Genomic DNA, 16,962 nt, shown 5'->3' on the forward strand with positions numbered 1-16,962 from the left:
ATTATTTGATTTCTAGTTGTTTTTCGATTTCTACTTGTGTGCTTAAAATATTTTGCAATTTATCCAGAGCATCAATTTGTGCCATATTTAACGCTTCCCAAGCATCCAATACTACAAATAAATCTCCCGTATTATTCTGCCAAGCCAATATTGCAGTATCATAGTTTCGTTTTAAGGCAGGAATGATATTTTTTTCAGCAATATCATATTGTTTTTTTAGGTTTATCAATTCTGTATTCATACCCGAAATCATTCCTGCTGCTTCATTCAAAATCATTTGCTTTTGCCAGTTGAGACCTTCATTCTTGATTTTAAAACTGTTGATATTGGCTTTATTCATTTTTGTTGACCAAGGCATGGGAATAGTAATCATTCCCATTAAAGAGAATTGTTTTGGCTGTTCTCCAAAGGCAAACATATGGTCATATTTGACACCAAATTCTGGTAATAATTTTGCTTTTTCGGTTTCAATTTTTAATTGATTTAATACCATTGTTTTTTCAATAGCTTTAACATCACTTCGGTTTTGGGAAAGTGAGGTTGTATCTGCTTTTATGGTATCAAAATCATTTAATTTATAGGTTTCATCTATTTCAAACAAAGTGTTTTTATCTCTAGCCATCAAGGTATTTAGCATAATTCGCTTCTGGGAAATATCGTTTTGTAACATTACAATCATACTTTGTAATGCACCGTATTGCGATTTTGCTTTGTAATAGGTTGGCAATTTATCCATATTATACTGATAGCGTATTTCCATACTTTTTATCATATAGTCTAAGAGCAATAAATTATCATCCGCAATTTTTATTTTTTTATTTAATACCAGCCATTGGTAATAATTCGTTTTTGCCAGTGCCTTTAATTGATTAATTGTATAACCTTTATTCTCTTTTTCAACAGATGACATTGCATTCATGTAATTGAAATCAGACTTAAGTTTTCTAGCATTCGGTATCATTTGTGTAACACCAACCATGTAAGATCCCATACCAGGCCCCATTTCATCGGCTTTCCATAATTTACTATTGTAAGGCGTCATAAAAAAACCCGTTTCCACTTGCGGAGGCATCCAACTTTTTGCTCCTTTTGCTGCTGCATCCATACTTTGAATATCAGCATCATACATTTTTAGTTGTGGATTATTTGTTTTGATATTCGTCAAAACAGCATCCAACGAAAGTGTTTGCGCCGCCATATTAGCAGTACTTAAAATCAAACAGCTTATTGCGATATAACAGTTATTCTTTAACATCTATAAGTTCTATTTTGCCTTTTGTTTTTAATTCTCGAAGTTTTACCATCTCAAAAACTATAGGAGTTACTAATAATACATAAATTGTTGAGGTAATTGTACCCCCAATGAGTGGAACCGTAATTGGCAACATCACATCGGCTCCAGTTCCTGTTGCCCAAAGGATAGGGATTAATCCAAATAGGGAAACGGAAACGGTCATCAATTTTGGTCTTAATCTTTTGGCAGAACCGTCAATAATGTACTGTTTCAAAATTGCTTCTGTGATTGTTGCTGCACTGTTCCCGTGTTTTTCTACCATTTTGTTCATCGCTTCATTCAAATAAATAGTCATTAACATAGCGGTTTCGATTGCCATTCCAAACAATGCTATAAAACCAACTGCAACGGCTACGGATAAATTTATTCCATAAAAATAGACCATAAAAATTCCTCCAATCAAAGCAAACGGTACGGTTATCATTGTAATCAGTGCTTCTTTCATAGAATGATAGGTGAAGTACAGAATGAGGAAAATAATGATGACAACTATAGGTAAAATCATGCTTAATGTTTTATTGGCTCTGATTTGGTTTTCCCATTGTCCGCTCCACTCCACATAATAGCCTTTTGGCATTTTAGTGATCATTGCATTCAATTTTTTTTGCGCTTCTTTTACCGTACTTCCTAGATCACGCTCTCGCACATTAAACAGGACACTGCCTCGTAGCATTGCATTTTCGCTATTTATCATTGGAGGACCATCGCTTATTTTTACATCGGCAACGGCTTCTAATGGAATAGGACCAAACTCCATTGTTTGAACTTGGAGTTTTTTCAAGGCCTCAATACTATTTCTGTATTCTTGAGCATATCTTGCATTTACAGAAAATCGTTGCCTTCCCTCAATGGTTGTAGTAAGTTTCATTCCACCAATAGACGCTTCTACCACATTGTTTATATCATCTATTGTAAGTCCGTATCTGCCAATGGCCTCTCTTTTTGCCTCGATATCGATGTACTTTCCGCCAGTAATCGGTTCCGCATATAAATCTTTTACGCCAGAAGTACCTTCAAGGGCTTTTTTTATTTTTTGAGATAAAACATTGATAGTGTCTAAGCTTGCTCCGTAAATCTTTATTCCTACATCGGTTCTAATACCAGTAGAAAGCATGTTAATCCTATTAATGATGGGCTGTGTAAAACCATTCGTAACTCCTGGAATTTGAAGTTTATTATTTATTTCATTAACAATATCGGCTTTCGTTTTGTCTTCTCTCCATTCGTTTTGGGGTTTTAGTAAAACAATCGTTTCAATCATGCTTATTGGACTATTGTCGGTTGCTGTATTAGCACGTCCGGCTTTTCCTAAAACATGAGCCACTTCGGGTATCGATTTTATCAATTTGTCTTGCACTTGTAAAATTCTTTTCACCTCAGAATTGGATACGTCTGGCAATGTTACAGGCATAAAAAGTACGGAACCTTCGTCTAAAGGTGGCATAAATTCTGTGCCTAAACGGGTAAACATTAAAACACCAATCAGGAGCGCAATTATATTAATGCCTAATACTGTTTTCCTCCATTTTAAACAAAAAATTAAAATAGGAGTATAGATGCTTTCCAGTTTTTTGTTAATTGGATTTTTGTTTTCTGGACGAAGTTTGCCTTTGAGCAGAAAACTAATTAGAACAGGAGTAAGGGTAATGGCTAAAAAAGCATCTACTATAAGTATAAACGATTTTGTCCAAGCCAATGGGCTGAATAATTTACCTTCCATACCCGTGAGAAGAAATACAGGTAAAAAGGAAGCTATCACAATGAGTGTTGAATAAAAGACACCTGGACCAACTAATTTTGAAGACTTTTCTATAAGCTGTAACTTTTCTTCAGAAGATAAGGGGTCATGTTCTTTTTTGAATATATTTTTTATTTTATCTTTCATTTTATTTCTGAATTATTTTGATTACTCTCCATCTCTTCCTGTTTCTCCGAAATTGTCCTATACGCATTTTCCACCATTACAATTCCGTCATCGACGACAACACCTATAGCTAATGCAATTCCAGTTAATGACATAATATTAGATGATATCCCAAAGGCTTCAAGCAAAATAAAGCCAATAGCCACAGATATAGGTAATTGTATTAAGATAATTAAAGCACTTCGCCAATGAAAAAGAAAAAGTAGTATAACAATTGAAACAACAATCATTTCTTCTATTAAAGTACCTTTAACAGATGCGATTGCTTTTTCTATTAATTCACTTCGGTCATATGACGTTTTAAAAGTAACGCCTTCAGGCAATCCTTTTTCAACTTCTTTCATTTTTAATTTAACTGCCTTTATAACTTTATCTGCATTTTCACCATAACGCATGACTATAATTCCTCCTACAACTTCACCTGTTCCATTTTCGTCAAAAATTCCCAAACGTAAATCTCCACCCATTTGTATCGAACCAATGTCTTTTACCTTTACTGGAACTGAATTATAATTTTTAATGGCAATGTCTTCTACATCTTTTATGTTTTTTATGTACCCTAAACCTCTTACTATGTAAGACATATTACTCATCTCAAATTTTCGACCACCAACATCATTGTTATTTGCTTTGACTGCATTCATCACTTCCATCATACTCACATTGTAGTACTGCATTTTCAAGGGATCTAACACTAATTGGTACTGTTTTTCAAAACCCCCAAATGATGCTACTTCAGCCACGCCGGGAACCGTTTGTAATGCAAATTTCACGTACCAATCTTGTAAAGCTCTTTGTTCTCCCAAGTCCATACCGTTAGCCTTTAAATGATACCAAAAAACATGGCCAACTCCAGTACCATCTGGTCCTAATGTGGGCACTACATTTTGAGGCAATAATCGTTGGGCATAATTCAACCGTTCCAACACTCGAGTTCTTGCCCAATACACATCTACATTATCTTCAAAGATGATATATACGAAACTCATCCCAAACATAGATGCACCGCGGATATTTTTAACTTTTGGTATTCCTTGCAGGTTTGAAACCAAAGGGTACGTTATTTGAGCTTCTATAACCTGTGGACTTCTTCCCATCCATTCTGTAAATACAATAACTTGATTCTCGGACAAATCCGGAATGGCATCTATGGGGTTTTGTTGTACGCTATAAATACCCCAAGCTAATAAGCAGGCCGAAACGAGAAGGACAACAAATCTATTCTTTAAAGAGAATGATATTAATTTTTCTACCATGACATTTAGTTTTCTAATGAAAGACTATCTTTTATTTTATTTATCCAATTGATTACTTCCTCTTTTTGAGCAGGTGTTACTATTGCATTTTTATGAAGTAACGTGTAAGACGCTAAGGGCATTTCATCAGACTTTATTTGTTTGATGATAGCTTCTAATTTGTTTTCTTGTTTTCGCTTGGAGTACTTTCCAAACTCATTAAAGTTCAAATCCTTCTTACCATCTTTAATGTGTTCCTCCATAAAAAACCGTGCTGGCTGAATGTAAGAATATAATGGATAATTAGTATTGTTACTGTGACAATCGTAGCAAGATGTCCGTAAAATAGTTTCAACATTTTTAGGAACATCGTACATTTTTGTGAAATTTGCAGTTAATTCCTGCTCATAACTTTCATTACGAGCAGGTTGATATAACTGCATCAACAAAAAAATAACAAACCCGATTATGAGTATTTTCTTGATGATTTTTTTCATTTTATAATTGTTTTTTCATAGAACCACAAGTAAGCATTTTCGAACCGTAGTAAGGATTTTTTATTTCTTTGCTTTCACTTATCCAAATAGCCCCTTTTCCTTCATTATACATAGGACAAAAATCTTGATATAGTTTTTGTTTTGCTCCAAATATTTTTATCAAATCATTCACATCTTTACTCAACATCGCAAAATGTTCTCTTTGGTGGTCAATTTTCCCACCATTATCACCAATGTGTTCTGCGTGTTCTTTAGCATCATCAGCAATATCAATATATTCTGTTTTCAATTTTGGATCTATTGCATTAGTATTGACTTTATTGAAAGTTGCATATAATGCTTTACCCGCATTGGCTGCTCCTTTTGTATCGTCTTTTGTGAGTGCGTTTTTGAGTTTTAAATAACCAGAGATTATTTCGCTTGTTGAAAATGTTGTTTGGGTAACCGATGTAGCTTCAGTATTAACTTCAACTGTTGTTGTATCATTATGACTATGACTACCATCAGTATGATCATGAGCTGCTTCATTTTGTACAACTGGTTCGGTTAATTCCATTCCACATTTTGAACATTTTTCACCTTTTTTTCCTGTAACCTCTGGGTGCATTGGACACGCGTATAATTGCGAGGTACTCTCTGTTGTTTCCGAATTAGTTGTTGCAGCTTCTTTATTTTTTTGATTACAAGAAACTAGTACAAATGCCATCGCTATGGCTGAAAGGATTAGATTTTTCATTTTATTATTTTTTTTAATTGATATTGTTGGTATTTGCAACATTTTTTGATGAATATTTTTTTGAAAACCCATTTTTATATAGAAATTAATTTTTTCATTTTATAGGGTCATTAAAATCATTGCATCCTTATTATTGGTATCATGTGCATTGAATTAAACTAAAAGGAAATTTAAAATTTATGCGACTGGATTATTTTTTCTTTCCCTCCGTTTTAGCCATTTCCATTCCACATTTAGGACATTCCCCCGGTTTGTCAGAAGTTGAGCCATCCATTGGACAAACATATTTTGTTACAATTTTAGTTTTAGGTTGACTGCCTTTTGTAGCGTGAGTATCTATCTTTTCGGTAATTTTTACCATTCCAGTTCCACATTTAGAACATTTCCCTTCGGTATCAGAAGTTGAGCCGTCCATTGGACAAACATATTTTGTTACAATTTTAGTTTTAGGTTGACTGCCTTTTGTAGCGTGAGTATCGATCTTTTCGGTAATTTTTACCATCCTAGTTCCACATTTAGAACATTTCCCTTCGGTATCAGAAGTTGAGCCGTCCATTGGACAAACATATTTTGTTACAATTTTAGTTTTAGGTTGACTGCCTTTTGTAGCGTGAGTATCTATTTTTTCAGTGGTTTTTACCATTGTCATTCCACATTTGCTACATTTTCCTTCTATTAAACTCACTTCTTCTGGATGCATTGGGCAAGTATAAGTTGTTTTTTGAGCTTCCTTTTGCGAAGATTTTGTAGCTTCTTGAGCTGATGCTACTGTGCTAACTGCTAAGAATACGCTTAGTACGATAATTAGATTTTTCATTTTTTACAGTTTTAATTAATTGTTTATAATATTAACACTGATCAATTGCAAGCCATTTTAATCGTTTATCAAATTTACATTTGATATTTTAGAAATTAATAGTTTACATTTTTATTACAACCCCATTTGGTTTTTTACCAACATTGATTGTTTTAGTAACGGTATGATTGGTAACATTTACAACAGAAACTGTATTTGCTGTTTGGTTGGTTACATAGGCAGTGTTTCCGTCTATAGTGAAAGAAATTGCGTGAGCACCAGCACCCGTATTAAAAGCGCCACCGTGCATCCACATCATCATACCAGCATCCCAAGTCCAATAATGTACTTTTCCATTCATTGGATCTGAAACCCATAATTCGCTTTTTGTTCCGTTGTGTGAGGCAATTCCAGGCATAAATCCTAAAATAATAGTTTGGTCAACGGCATTTGTAGCTACGTTTATAACAGAAATAGATTGTCCGTCTTCGTTATCAACATACATTTTACCATCTGTACCAGTCCAAGCTCCAACAGGATTGTTACCAACTGTAACCGTTGCAACTACTGATTTTGATGCTACATTGATTACTGAAACGTTATCATCATCGCCATTAGCAACATAGGCTTTTGTCCCGTCCGAAGAGAAAGTTAATTCTGCAGGCATCATACCTACAGTAATTGTACTTTTCAACGCATAAGTTGTAGCGTCATACACCAATACTTTTCCGTTCATATCCATTTGAGGCACCCAAATTTCTGCACCATTTGGAGAATAAATAGTATTGTGGTTCATTACAGGTAAACCCATTTTTTTAACAATTGAACCAGTTGTTGCATCAATAACAACAAGTTTACCCGACATAGTTCCTGTCACTGCGTGTCCTGCGCTTAAATCCATTCCCGGAACTCCAATTGCAAGATGATTTGAATGTGAAGAAATATGGTGTGGCCACATTATCATATCTGTACCGGTTCCCATCAATGGAATAGTACCTGTAACTTCATTAGTTGATAATTTGATTACTGAAATTGTTGCATCTTCACCATTGACAACATACGCTGCTGGATAATTAACGTTTAATGCTGCATTTGTCATATCCATATTATCATCTTTATTACAAGATGATAAAAGTATTGCTCCAATTATTGATGCGGTAAAAGATATATTCTTCATTTTTTAAAGTTTTAATTTTATTATTTTATTGTTTCTACTGTTTTACCACAACTCAACATTTGTGATCCGTAGTAAGGATTTTTAACTGTATTTTCTTTACTTAACCAATTGGCATCTTGCATCGGGCAATATTGATAATAAACCGGTTCAGTAAATTTTGAAACTTTTATCAACTCATACGTATTTTTAGATAATGATTTGAAAAGTTCTCTTTGCTTTTTGATATCCTGTGTTTCAGAAATATTTTTTGCATCAGCAGTTAAATCTTTATAAACTTTCATCCAAGTCATTTGTACATCCATTTTCAATGTTTCCATTTTTACGACAGTGATTGCGGTTAAAAAATCTTTTGACTTTGCAGAAGCCGTTTTACTATCTGTTTTTACCAAGGCATCTTTCAATGAAAAATAATTATCGAAAACTGGTTTTAGTTGGTCTGTTCCTTGGTTTTCAGTCATTGTAGAATGGTCGTTCATTTCCATTTTAGTTTCTTCGGATTTTGTTTCCGTTTTTACTGCAACTTTTGCTTCACGATCGTATTGACAACATCCCGGAAGTTTTGAATATGCAGCATCTGGAGCAAGGAATTTTTCGCTATCATAACCCGCAAGTGCAATACGTTTTAAGATTTCATCCTGATTGGTTTTTTTAGCATCATAAGTAAGCGTAGCCATTTTGGTGTCTTTATTCCAATCAACATTGGCAATTTTCTTGAGACTTCCTGCTTTTTCTATGGTGGTTTCGCACATTCCACAATTCCCGAATATTTTTACGGTTTCAGTTTTAGCGTTTTTGATTTGCGCATTAGACACTGTGAATGATAGCAATAGAGTTATTGCCATCACTATTTTTTTTAGTGATTTCATTGTAAAATAATTTTAAATTGAATTAGTTAAACAAGAACAAAATGACAGCACAACAAAGCCAGCCTTTTGAAAATGAAATTAACTGAGAAAGTAAATGATTTAAAGCAATAATTGCTTTTGATTTGACACAATTATGGCTATCAAATTTAAAATTTAGCCTATTTTTGGTATAAGCCATAAAGAATTGAAACCAGAAGAAATGGAGGTTTCGTAATTGTAAAAATTTTGTTTTTCTGAAAAGAAATTAAAAATATTTTTATTAAAGTTCAATTCATTAATAGAAACAGATGTGTTGCAAGAAGAAGCACAACCACATTTAGAATGGCTGCATTTTCCTCCACAACCTTTATGATTTTTATTCTTCGAATGATTATCACCTTCGCAACAATCTTTTTTATCTGTTTTAGAAGAGATTTCTTTTTTGCAAGATTGTTTTTCTGAATTGTTTCCACACGCAAAAGTTACCATTGGCATCAAGAAGAAGCCAAGTACAACGATTAATAAAATGTGAAACTTTTTCATTTGTATAGAAAATCTAATATTGGACAAAGTTAGAGAAATAATCTTAATTTTCAATAAAGACTTGTTAAAAAAATTTCATCACTACTATTTTGTTTTGATTTATATTCTCATTAAAAGTATTATTAGGGAAGCAAATAGATGAAGACTAAACTACTTAAATCTTTGTTATGAGTGTTAATCTCATCTATGTAAAAATTTAAATCATATAAATGGATTAATTCCTCATTATTATCTGGTATTTGAGCCAGTTGATATAAATTTTAGTTTTTCAGGAAAACTATTATATCGAAATTTTGAGTTTTCTCATCATAATCTAAAGTTAGAAATTTGAATTCACTAGCTTTTAATGTAATTTCATGGAAGATATATGACTATTCAAATCCATCGATAATTTTATCAATTCTTTCCGTTTGTGGAATAAAAGCGATGAATTTCCAGTTCTTCAGTTGGGATACGTTATCAATTAACTGGTTTCATAATCAACAATTATATTTCTTTTAATTTGTAAAAATTACTAATCTACATGTTACAAGTGTTCAGTAAATTAAAAACGATCTTTTAGTCCTAAAAACAAAAATACTGATTATCAATTAATTAAACTGTTTTTATTTCAGCGGGGTGTCACTAAACATAATTGAAGAATCAATTATAATAGAACATTTACAAAAAAATTAACATTCGAGTCAGCTAATAAAATTGTAGATTTGTGCCCAGTATGACAAAAAAGTTCTACATATTGCTACTCGTTATGCTTGGTTTTCTTTTGGGACCAACGCTTACTTATGCGCATGGGACAAAAAAAGAAATGCCATGTTGTAAAAAAGAATTTACAGTAAAAGACTGTTGCAAGAAAAAAGATTCTAATAAGAAAGAACACAATTGCGATAATAGCTGTGTAGGTAATTCTTGTGGTTGCCCAACTGCTTACTGCGGTTATTCCTCGATACTTTCTTTCCAAACAGAAAATAATTCTCTTTTTAGTTTTTCAGAAAGGAAACAAAATTACTATTATTCAGAAATCTTTATTTCTTCAGATTTCCGTTCTATCTGGCTTCCACCTAAAATAAGCTAGATTCATTTCCTGACAGTTACAAATCTGTCTAATCCAAAGCCTGTTTTATGGCTTAAAAAATCATTAAATATTAATCCAATCAACGCTATTCATAGCTCTAAATACTATGGTTTCTGTCATGCTCTAGGATTAATTCATTCAAAATTATAAAAACAATGAACTCAATAAAAAAATTATTGATGGCAATGACTCTATTGCTATCAGTCACTTTCGCCAGCGCGCAAATAAAAAACAAAACAACTGAAACCGTAAAAATCAATGGTAATTGTGGCATGTGCAAAAAAACTATTGAAACGGCTGCAAACATTGATAAAGTTGCCAAAGTAAATTGGGACACGAACACCAAAACCGCTACAGTTACCTACGATACTAAGAAAACCAATCTTGATGCCATACTAAAACGTGTTGCAGATGCTGGATATGACAATGAAAAATTTAGTGCCCCAAATGCTGTTTACGATGAATTGCATGGATGTTGCCAATATGATAGAGAAGCAAGTCCTAAAAAAGCGGAGTAATCATAATCAATCATTTAAATTAAATTTCATGTTCAAAATAAAAAATATAATCACATTACTCTCCCTGATAGCAACTGTTTCTATAGCAAGTGCACAAATAAAAATAGGAGATTCTTTTCCAGATGTTCAGCTTCAAAACAATAAGAACGCTACAGTTAAACTAAATACTTTTAAAGGAAAAACAGTTTTGGTAGATTTTTGGGCATCATGGTGCGCACCTTGCCGAATGGCTAACAAAAAATTGGTAAAAATGTATGACCAATACAAAGGTCAGAATTTTGAAATTGTTGGAATTTCAATTGATATCGATAAATCAAAATGGTTAAAAGCCATTGAAAAAGACAAAATGAAACACCAGCAATTAATCGACCCGAAAGGTTTTGATGCCAAAACGGCTGTGGCTTTTGGAGTTGAAGCACTGCCTGAAACCTATCTTTTTGATGCATCAGGAAAACTGATTGCCATAAACCCAACCGAAGCACAAATAATTGCTCAAATCAAAAAAAACAAAAAATAAAATGAAAACATTACATATAAAATTCGTAGCCGCTACACTTTTAGTATTATTAACTGGTGTAAAATCATATTCTCAAATCACTAAAGCCGAAATAATGGCAACAGGATTAACTTGCTCTATGTGTTCTAATGCTATAAACAAACAGTTAAAATCCTTAACTCAAGTTGATAGTATTGGTACCGATTTAAACACCAATACCTTTACTGTTTACTTTAAGAAAAACAATACATTACAACCTAAAGTGTTGAAAAATGCGGTTGAGAAAGCTGGTTTTTTTGTAGGTTCTATGGTCTTGACCGCAAAGTTTGATACTCCAAAAATTGAAGATAATGCAACAGTAAAAATCGATGATGTTACGTATACTTTTATAGATACTAAAAACGCAGTAGCTGATACAGAAGCAAAATTCAGAGTTTTGGATAAAGGTTTTGTAACCCAAAAAGAGTATAAAAAACTAATTAAATCATATTCAAAATATCCTGGTTATGCCACGGAAAATGAAAATGATTATTATTTAAAAGCCTTATAAAAATGAAATATCTATCAATTGTTTTCTTATTACTTGTTTCATTCAAAATAGATGCACAGGAATTATTTGTAGTAACCGAACCCGCTAGTAATGTTCCGGCGGGTTCTATTGGGGTTCGGGTTGGTCAATCTCTTATGAAAAATCAACTGGAAAGTGGGTCTATGTATAATTTAACGCCCGAAGTTACTTGGGGAATAAATAAAAATATCATGGTTCGTACCTCAGCTTTTCTTAGTAACCAAGAAAATGGATTGGGACTTAAAGGTGGTGGTTTTTATGCTAAATATCGTTTCTTTTCTGTAGATGATTTACAAAGTCATTTTAGGATGGCTGCCTTTGGACGATACAGTTATAATAACTCTTTTATTAATCAGGAAGCTATAGACTTAATGGGAGGAAACTCTGGTTACGAAGCTGGTCTGGTAGCTACTCAGTTAATCCATAAAGTTGCCATAAGTTCTTCTGTAAGTTACGCGCGGGCACTTAATAACAGTGATTATAGCTTTCCGGATTTTTTGGGTAACAGCGCAGTAAATTATACGTTCTCAGTAGGGAAATTAATGTATCCAAAAAATTATACAAGTTTTAAACAAACCAACATCAATGCGATGCTGGAATTTACTGGACAAACGATAACCGAAAACGGAAAATCATATCTGGATGTAGTTCCTTCGATTCAGTTTATCATTAACAGTCAGGCGAGAATTGACCTTGCATACAAAAAAGAATTGTATAGCTCGATGCAACGTGCCACATCTGATGGTGTTTTCTTAAAACTGGAATATACTTTTTTTAATGTGACCAAATAAATTACTTCGCCAAGATTTTAATTTAAATCTAAAGTTCATAAAATAAGTGTTTCGATGGCAAAAGACCATCGAAACACTTCCTATGGCTTATCGGGAAATGACACGTGTAAAATCAAATTATCACCAGAACAAATCGTTCTGATTAAACTTATAAAATGAAGAAAATCTTTTATTTATTACTCTTGGGCTTTGTTTTTGTCAAAGTCCAGGCACAGATTATAAATCCTGTGAAATGGGAACCTAGAATCGAGAAGAAATCCACCTCAGAATATGTACTTACTTTTAATGGTAATATCGAAGCAGGTTGGCACGTATATTCTCAATTTACACCTGAAGATGGTCCTCTTCCTGCCGAATTCATTTTTCATGATAACAAAAGCAATTATGAATTTATTGGAAAAGCAACCGAAAGTGAAACCAAACGAGAGTTTAATGAAATCTTTGGTGTCGATGAAATCTTCTTTTCCGATAAAGTTACTTTTACCCAATTAATCAAACAGATTAATCCAGAAAAGGAAATTATACAAGTGGAGCTTTCTTACCAAGTTTGCATGGAAAACTGTATCAGCGAAACAAAATATTTTGAGTTTGATCTTAAAACGCTTGAAGCAAAAGAAATCCAGGCTTCCGATATTGCAAACGAAAAAACTACCAAAGCTGATGCAAATACTGCGGTAGAAAAACAACCAGAATCTAATGAATCTGATTCTAGTTTATATATGATTTTCTTTATTGCTTTCTTATCTGGTTTTGCGGCATTGCTTACTCCTTGCGTGTTTCCAATGATCCCAATGACAGTAAGTTTCTTTACAAAACAAAGCAAAAACAAAGCCAAAGGAATTAAAAATGCCATTATCTATGGTATTTCAATCGTCTTGATTTATGTATTTCTAGGAACTGTAATTACCTTAATTTTTGGTGCCGATGCACTAAATGCATTATCAACCAATGTATGGTTCAATGTTATTTTCTTTGTGTTATTGGTTGTATTTGCATTATCGTTTTTAGGCGCTTTCGAAATTATGTTACCTAATTCCTGGGCAAATAAAGTGGACCGTCAAGCAGATAAAGGTGGAATCTTAGGAATCGTTTTCATGGCGCTGGCTCTTGCAATAGTTTCCTTTTCTTGTACAGGACCAATTATCGGAACATTATTAGTCGAAGCAGCTTCCAAAGGTGGTATAGCACCAATTGTGGGGATGTTAGGTTTTTCTTTTGCTTTAGCATTACCCTTTATGTTATTTGCCATGTTCCCAGGTTGGTTAAATACATTACCAAAATCTGGCGGATGGTTAAATACAGTAAAAGTATTTTTAGGTTTTATAGAATTAGCTTTAGCATTTAAATTCTTGTCTAATGCCGATTTAGTATTGCAATTGCACTGGTTTGAAAGAGAAATATTTTTATCCATTTGGATTGCTATATTTGGAACTTTGGCATTCTACTTATTCGGAAAAATAACCTTGCCACATGATTCTCCTTCGTCTTCAATTTCAGTAGGAAGATTATCTGTTGGACTAGTGGTATTGGTATTTGCAATATATCTTATTCCGGGTTTATGGGGTGCTCCATTAAAATTAATAAGTGGCTTTCCTCCACCTATGACCTATAGTGAATCTCCATACGGTGTAGGCGGCTCAAACAGAGAATCTACATCAGCAATAGTATTACCAGACGGAGCACATAAAGGACCACATGATATTATGGCTTTTACCGATTATGAAAAAGGATTGGCTTATGCCAAAAGTGTAAACAAACCTATTCTCTTGGATTTTACAGGATTTGCTTGTGTAAATTGCCGAAAAATGGAAGATTATGTTTGGTCGGATCCTCGCATTTTATCTATTTTAAATAATGAAGTAGTTCTTATTTCACTATATGTTGATGACAAAAGAGAATTGCCTATCGAGGAACAATATGTCTCTAAAGAAACTGGCAAAAAGATAAAATCAATAGGAAACAAATGGAGTGATTTCCAAATCACTCGTTATAAGGCAAACGCTCAGCCGTATTATATCATATTGGATACAAAAGAGAAAAGTTTAAACCAACCAGTTGGATATATGCCAGACATTACTGAATATGAACAATGGCTGAAATATGGCATTAAACAGTTTCAAAAATAGAAAAAAGCTGTCTAAAAATGATTTGGACAGCTTTTTTTATAACGCAATATTTTTAGGGTTAAAAATAATAACTTTTAAAATACTTTGATTTTATTGGGTAATGGTTCTAGTCTCTAATGAGAAAAAATCTTGTAGTGTAGATGGTTCTTGTTGTGCAGGAGGAAAAGCACCTCCAAAAAAATCATAAATATTTTAAAGAGCGTCCCTATTAATGGACGCTTCTTATTAATATCAGATTTAAAACTTCATTCGCTGTATTCTAACTGCATTCAAAATAGCTAATAAAGCCACACCAACATCTGCAAAAACGGCTTCCCACATTGTAGCTAAACCTCCTGCACCAAGAACCAAAACAACTGCTTTTACAGCGAATGCTAATCCAATGTTCTGATACACTATTTGTTTTGTTTTTTTACCAATATTTATAGCTGTAAAAATTTTTGTAGGCTGGTCATTTTGAATAACAATATCTGCAGTTTCAATAGTGGCATCGCTTCCTAAACCACCCATTGCAATTCCGGCATCGGCAAGGGCTACAACCGGCGCATCATTTACACCATCACCAACAAAGGCAATTTTAAGGTTTTGCTTTTTCAATTCTTCTACTTTTTCTACTTTGTTTTCAGGTAACAAATCGCCATAGGCTTGATCGATATTTAATTCTTTTGCAACAGCATCTGCAACGGCTTGTTTATCTCCCGAAAGCATTACGGTTTTGATGTTTATTTTATGCAAACTTTCGATAGCTGTTTTTGCATCTTCTTTTATTTCGTCAGCAATTAGAAAGTATCCTGCATATTTTTGATTGATGGCAATAACTATTATTGTAAATGGTGTGTTGTCGATTTCAGCATCGTAACTGATATTGAATTTCTTCATTAATTTTACATTTCCTGCCAATATTTCTTTTCCTTCTACATTACCTTTCAATCCGTGTCCTGCAATTTCTTCGACATCGGTAACTGTTACCTCTTTTTCTGAACCTTTGGCATATTCAATAATAGCAGTTCCTACCGGATGTGTGGATTTGGTTTCTAATGCTGCTGTGAATTTTATTAAATCAGCTTCCGGAATATCAACGGCTACCACTTTTTGAACTTTAAAAACGCCTTTGGTCAGCGTTCCAGTTTTGTCCATAACTACTGTTTGAATAGATGCCATTATATCTAGAAAATTCGAGCCTTTTACTAAAATTCCATTTTTACTTGCTGCACCAATACCTCCAAAATATCCCAAAGGAATAGAAATTACCAGCGCACAAGGACAGGAAATAACCAAGAAAACTAAAGCTCGGTATAACCAATCGTTGAAGATATAATTTTCTATGAATATCATTGGAACTAAACAAATACAGATTGCCAAAAACACAACTATTGGGGTGTATATTTTAGCAAATTTTCGAATAAATAGTTCGGTAGGTGCTTTTTTAGCCGTGGCATCTTGCACCATCTCAAGGATTTTTGACAACTTACTATCAGTGTAAGCCGTTGTCACTTCGACTTGAACAACTGTATTCAGGTTAATCATTCCTGCAAGAACGGTTTCTCCTTTTTGTTTTGTATCTGGTTTGCTTTCTCCTGTTAATGCTGCTGTGTTTAAGGAAGCATTATCTGAAAGTAATTTTCCGTCGAGTGCTAATTTTTCTCCTGGGCGTAATTGGATTATTTCTCCAATGACAATTTCAGCTGCTTTTTTATCAATAGTATTGCCCTCTTTGATAACTGTAGCGGTATCTGGTCTTTGATCCAACAATAATTTGATGTTGTTTTTTGCTCTTTGAACTGCCAGTGTTTGAAATACTTCGCCAACGGCATAAAATAGCATTACGGCAACACCTTCGGGATATTCACCAATAGCGAATGCTCCGATTGTAGCAATACTCATTAATAGGAATTCTGAAAAGATTTCGCCTTTACGTATGCTTTCAAAAGCTTCTTTTATTACCGGAAAACCAACAGGAGCATAAGCTACTACATACCAAGAAATACGGACCCAGCCAGTGAACCAAGTTTGTGGAAAATAATTATCAAAACCAATAGCAATGAGTAATAGCACAAAACTTATAACTGCTGGCAAGAACATTTGAAACGTCGTTTGATTACCGCCTGAATGGTCGTGTCCGTCATCATCCGAATGCTCATCGTGATTGTGCTGGTCCTTTACTATTTTTTTAGCCTTTGTATCATCGTGTTCGTTGCTACAACAGCTTTCTTTTTTAGTTTTCTTTTTTACCTGCTTATCTGCCATTTTATTTATTTTTTCTTCTTGTGAACAGCAAGTCATTTTACCTTGAGCATCATAAGTGTGCTTGTGTTTTGGATCTGTATTTTTCATTTTTTAATCA

General features: G+C 33.5%; 15 protein-coding genes. 5 read left to right on the forward strand and 10 right to left on the reverse strand.

Features of this window, described 5'->3' with window-relative positions; genetic code table 11:
- Position 1 precedes the first annotated feature (1 nt).
- From E0F89_RS15140 to E0F89_RS15180, 9 genes are all read right to left on the reverse strand, one after another.
- On the reverse strand, positions 2-1,255 hold the full coding sequence (locus tag E0F89_RS15140) for a TolC family protein (protein WP_099715376.1): 1,254 nt from the start codon (positions 1,253-1,255) through the stop codon (positions 2-4).
- A complete protein-coding gene (locus tag E0F89_RS15145) occupies positions 1,242-3,179 on the reverse strand; it encodes an efflux RND transporter permease subunit (protein ID WP_131910594.1) in 1,938 nt (645 codons plus the stop codon). Before E0F89_RS15145 ends, E0F89_RS15140 begins: the two co-directional genes overlap by 14 nt.
- Positions 3,176-4,474, reverse strand: a complete 1,299-nt coding sequence (locus E0F89_RS15150; protein ID WP_131910595.1) for an efflux RND transporter permease subunit — start codon at positions 4,472-4,474, stop codon at positions 3,176-3,178. The genes E0F89_RS15145 and E0F89_RS15150 overlap by 4 nt, the downstream gene beginning before the upstream one ends.
- Before the next feature lie 5 nt (positions 4,475-4,479).
- Positions 4,480-4,950: a heme-binding domain-containing protein gene (locus E0F89_RS15155; RefSeq protein ID WP_131910596.1), complete on the reverse strand. Its 471-nt coding sequence runs from the start codon at positions 4,948-4,950 to the stop codon at positions 4,480-4,482.
- 1 nt (position 4,951) lies between these two features.
- The gene (locus E0F89_RS15160; protein ID WP_099716324.1) at positions 4,952-5,686 is read right to left on the reverse strand and encodes a DUF3347 domain-containing protein; all 735 of its coding nucleotides are present in this window, start codon (positions 5,684-5,686) and stop codon (positions 4,952-4,954) included.
- Positions 5,687-5,876: 190 nt separating this feature from the next.
- Entirely contained in the window at positions 5,877-6,503 is a 627-nt protein-coding gene (locus tag E0F89_RS15165; RefSeq protein ID WP_099715379.1) for a heavy metal-binding domain-containing protein, read from the reverse strand.
- Positions 6,504-6,606: 103 nt separating this feature from the next.
- Positions 6,607-7,659, reverse strand: a complete 1,053-nt coding sequence (locus tag E0F89_RS15170) for a YncE family protein (RefSeq protein WP_131910597.1) — start codon at positions 7,657-7,659, stop codon at positions 6,607-6,609.
- Positions 7,660-7,679: 20 nt separating this feature from the next.
- Complete coding sequence (locus tag E0F89_RS15175; RefSeq protein ID WP_131910598.1) at positions 7,680-8,525, reverse strand: DUF3347 domain-containing protein; 846 nt, start codon at positions 8,523-8,525, stop codon at positions 7,680-7,682.
- A gap of 153 nt (positions 8,526-8,678) precedes the next feature.
- Positions 8,679-9,047, reverse strand: coding sequence for a hypothetical protein (locus E0F89_RS15180; RefSeq protein WP_086452989.1), 369 nt, complete (start codon positions 9,045-9,047; stop codon positions 8,679-8,681).
- Between the two features lie 1,227 nt (positions 9,048-10,274).
- Between E0F89_RS15180 and E0F89_RS15190 the strand changes: the two genes are divergently transcribed.
- The 5 genes from E0F89_RS15190 to E0F89_RS15210 all read left to right on the forward strand — a co-directional run bounded on the left by E0F89_RS15190 (position 10,275) and on the right by E0F89_RS15210 (position 14,618).
- The gene (locus tag E0F89_RS15190; RefSeq protein WP_086452991.1) at positions 10,275-10,637 is read left to right on the forward strand and encodes a heavy-metal-associated domain-containing protein; all 363 of its coding nucleotides are present in this window, start codon (positions 10,275-10,277) and stop codon (positions 10,635-10,637) included.
- A gap of 28 nt (positions 10,638-10,665) precedes the next feature.
- Complete coding sequence (locus tag E0F89_RS15195) at positions 10,666-11,154, forward strand: TlpA family protein disulfide reductase (protein WP_113634453.1); 489 nt, start codon at positions 10,666-10,668, stop codon at positions 11,152-11,154.
- Between the two features lies 1 nt (position 11,155).
- A complete protein-coding gene (locus E0F89_RS15200) occupies positions 11,156-11,683 on the forward strand; it encodes a heavy-metal-associated domain-containing protein (RefSeq protein WP_225876014.1) in 528 nt (175 codons plus the stop codon).
- A 2-nt stretch (positions 11,684-11,685) separates the two neighbouring features.
- Positions 11,686-12,492, forward strand: coding sequence for a hypothetical protein (locus tag E0F89_RS15205; protein WP_113634451.1), 807 nt, complete (start codon positions 11,686-11,688; stop codon positions 12,490-12,492).
- Positions 12,493-12,647: 155 nt separating this feature from the next.
- On the forward strand, positions 12,648-14,618 hold the full coding sequence (locus E0F89_RS15210; RefSeq protein WP_131910599.1) for a protein-disulfide reductase DsbD family protein: 1,971 nt from the start codon (positions 12,648-12,650) through the stop codon (positions 14,616-14,618).
- 237 nt (positions 14,619-14,855) lie between these two features.
- Here the strand turns inward: E0F89_RS15210 and E0F89_RS15215 are convergent, their stop codons facing one another.
- Complete coding sequence (locus E0F89_RS15215) at positions 14,856-16,952, reverse strand: heavy metal translocating P-type ATPase (RefSeq protein WP_131910600.1); 2,097 nt, start codon at positions 16,950-16,952, stop codon at positions 14,856-14,858.
- Positions 16,953-16,962 lie beyond the last annotated feature (10 nt).

The organism is Flavobacterium caseinilyticum (assembly GCF_004349085.1).
In the GTDB taxonomy this organism is placed as follows: Bacteria; Bacteroidota; Bacteroidia; order Flavobacteriales; family Flavobacteriaceae; genus Flavobacterium; species Flavobacterium caseinilyticum.

Bases quoted from the DNA above. Each gene is read 5' to 3' on its own strand.
- E0F89_RS15140 (WP_099715376.1), bottom strand. From the start codon at position 1,255: ATGTTAAAGAATAACTGTTATATCGCAATAAGCTGTTTGATTTTAAGT.
- E0F89_RS15145 (WP_131910594.1), bottom strand. From the start codon at position 3,179: ATGAAAGATAAAATAAAAAATATATTCAAAAAAGAACATGACCCCTTA.
- E0F89_RS15150 (WP_131910595.1), bottom strand. From the start codon at position 4,474: ATGGTAGAAAAATTAATATCATTCTCTTTAAAGAATAGATTTGTTGTC.
- E0F89_RS15155 (WP_131910596.1), bottom strand. From the start codon at position 4,950: ATGAAAAAAATCATCAAGAAAATACTCATAATCGGGTTTGTTATTTTT.
- E0F89_RS15160 (WP_099716324.1), bottom strand. From the start codon at position 5,686: ATGAAAAATCTAATCCTTTCAGCCATAGCGATGGCATTTGTACTAGTT.
- E0F89_RS15165 (WP_099715379.1), bottom strand. From the start codon at position 6,503: ATGAAAAATCTAATTATCGTACTAAGCGTATTCTTAGCAGTTAGCACA.
- E0F89_RS15170 (WP_131910597.1), bottom strand. From the start codon at position 7,659: ATGAAGAATATATCTTTTACCGCATCAATAATTGGAGCAATACTTTTA.
- E0F89_RS15175 (WP_131910598.1), bottom strand. From the start codon at position 8,525: ATGAAATCACTAAAAAAAATAGTGATGGCAATAACTCTATTGCTATCA.
- E0F89_RS15180 (WP_086452989.1), bottom strand. From the start codon at position 9,047: ATGAAAAAGTTTCACATTTTATTAATCGTTGTACTTGGCTTCTTCTTG.
- E0F89_RS15190 (WP_086452991.1), top strand. From the start codon at position 10,275: ATGAACTCAATAAAAAAATTATTGATGGCAATGACTCTATTGCTATCA.
- E0F89_RS15195 (WP_113634453.1), top strand. From the start codon at position 10,666: ATGTTCAAAATAAAAAATATAATCACATTACTCTCCCTGATAGCAACT.
- E0F89_RS15200 (WP_225876014.1), top strand. From the start codon at position 11,156: ATGAAAACATTACATATAAAATTCGTAGCCGCTACACTTTTAGTATTA.
- E0F89_RS15205 (WP_113634451.1), top strand. From the start codon at position 11,686: ATGAAATATCTATCAATTGTTTTCTTATTACTTGTTTCATTCAAAATA.
- E0F89_RS15210 (WP_131910599.1), top strand. From the start codon at position 12,648: ATGAAGAAAATCTTTTATTTATTACTCTTGGGCTTTGTTTTTGTCAAA.
- E0F89_RS15215 (WP_131910600.1), bottom strand. From the start codon at position 16,952: ATGAAAAATACAGATCCAAAACACAAGCACACTTATGATGCTCAAGGT.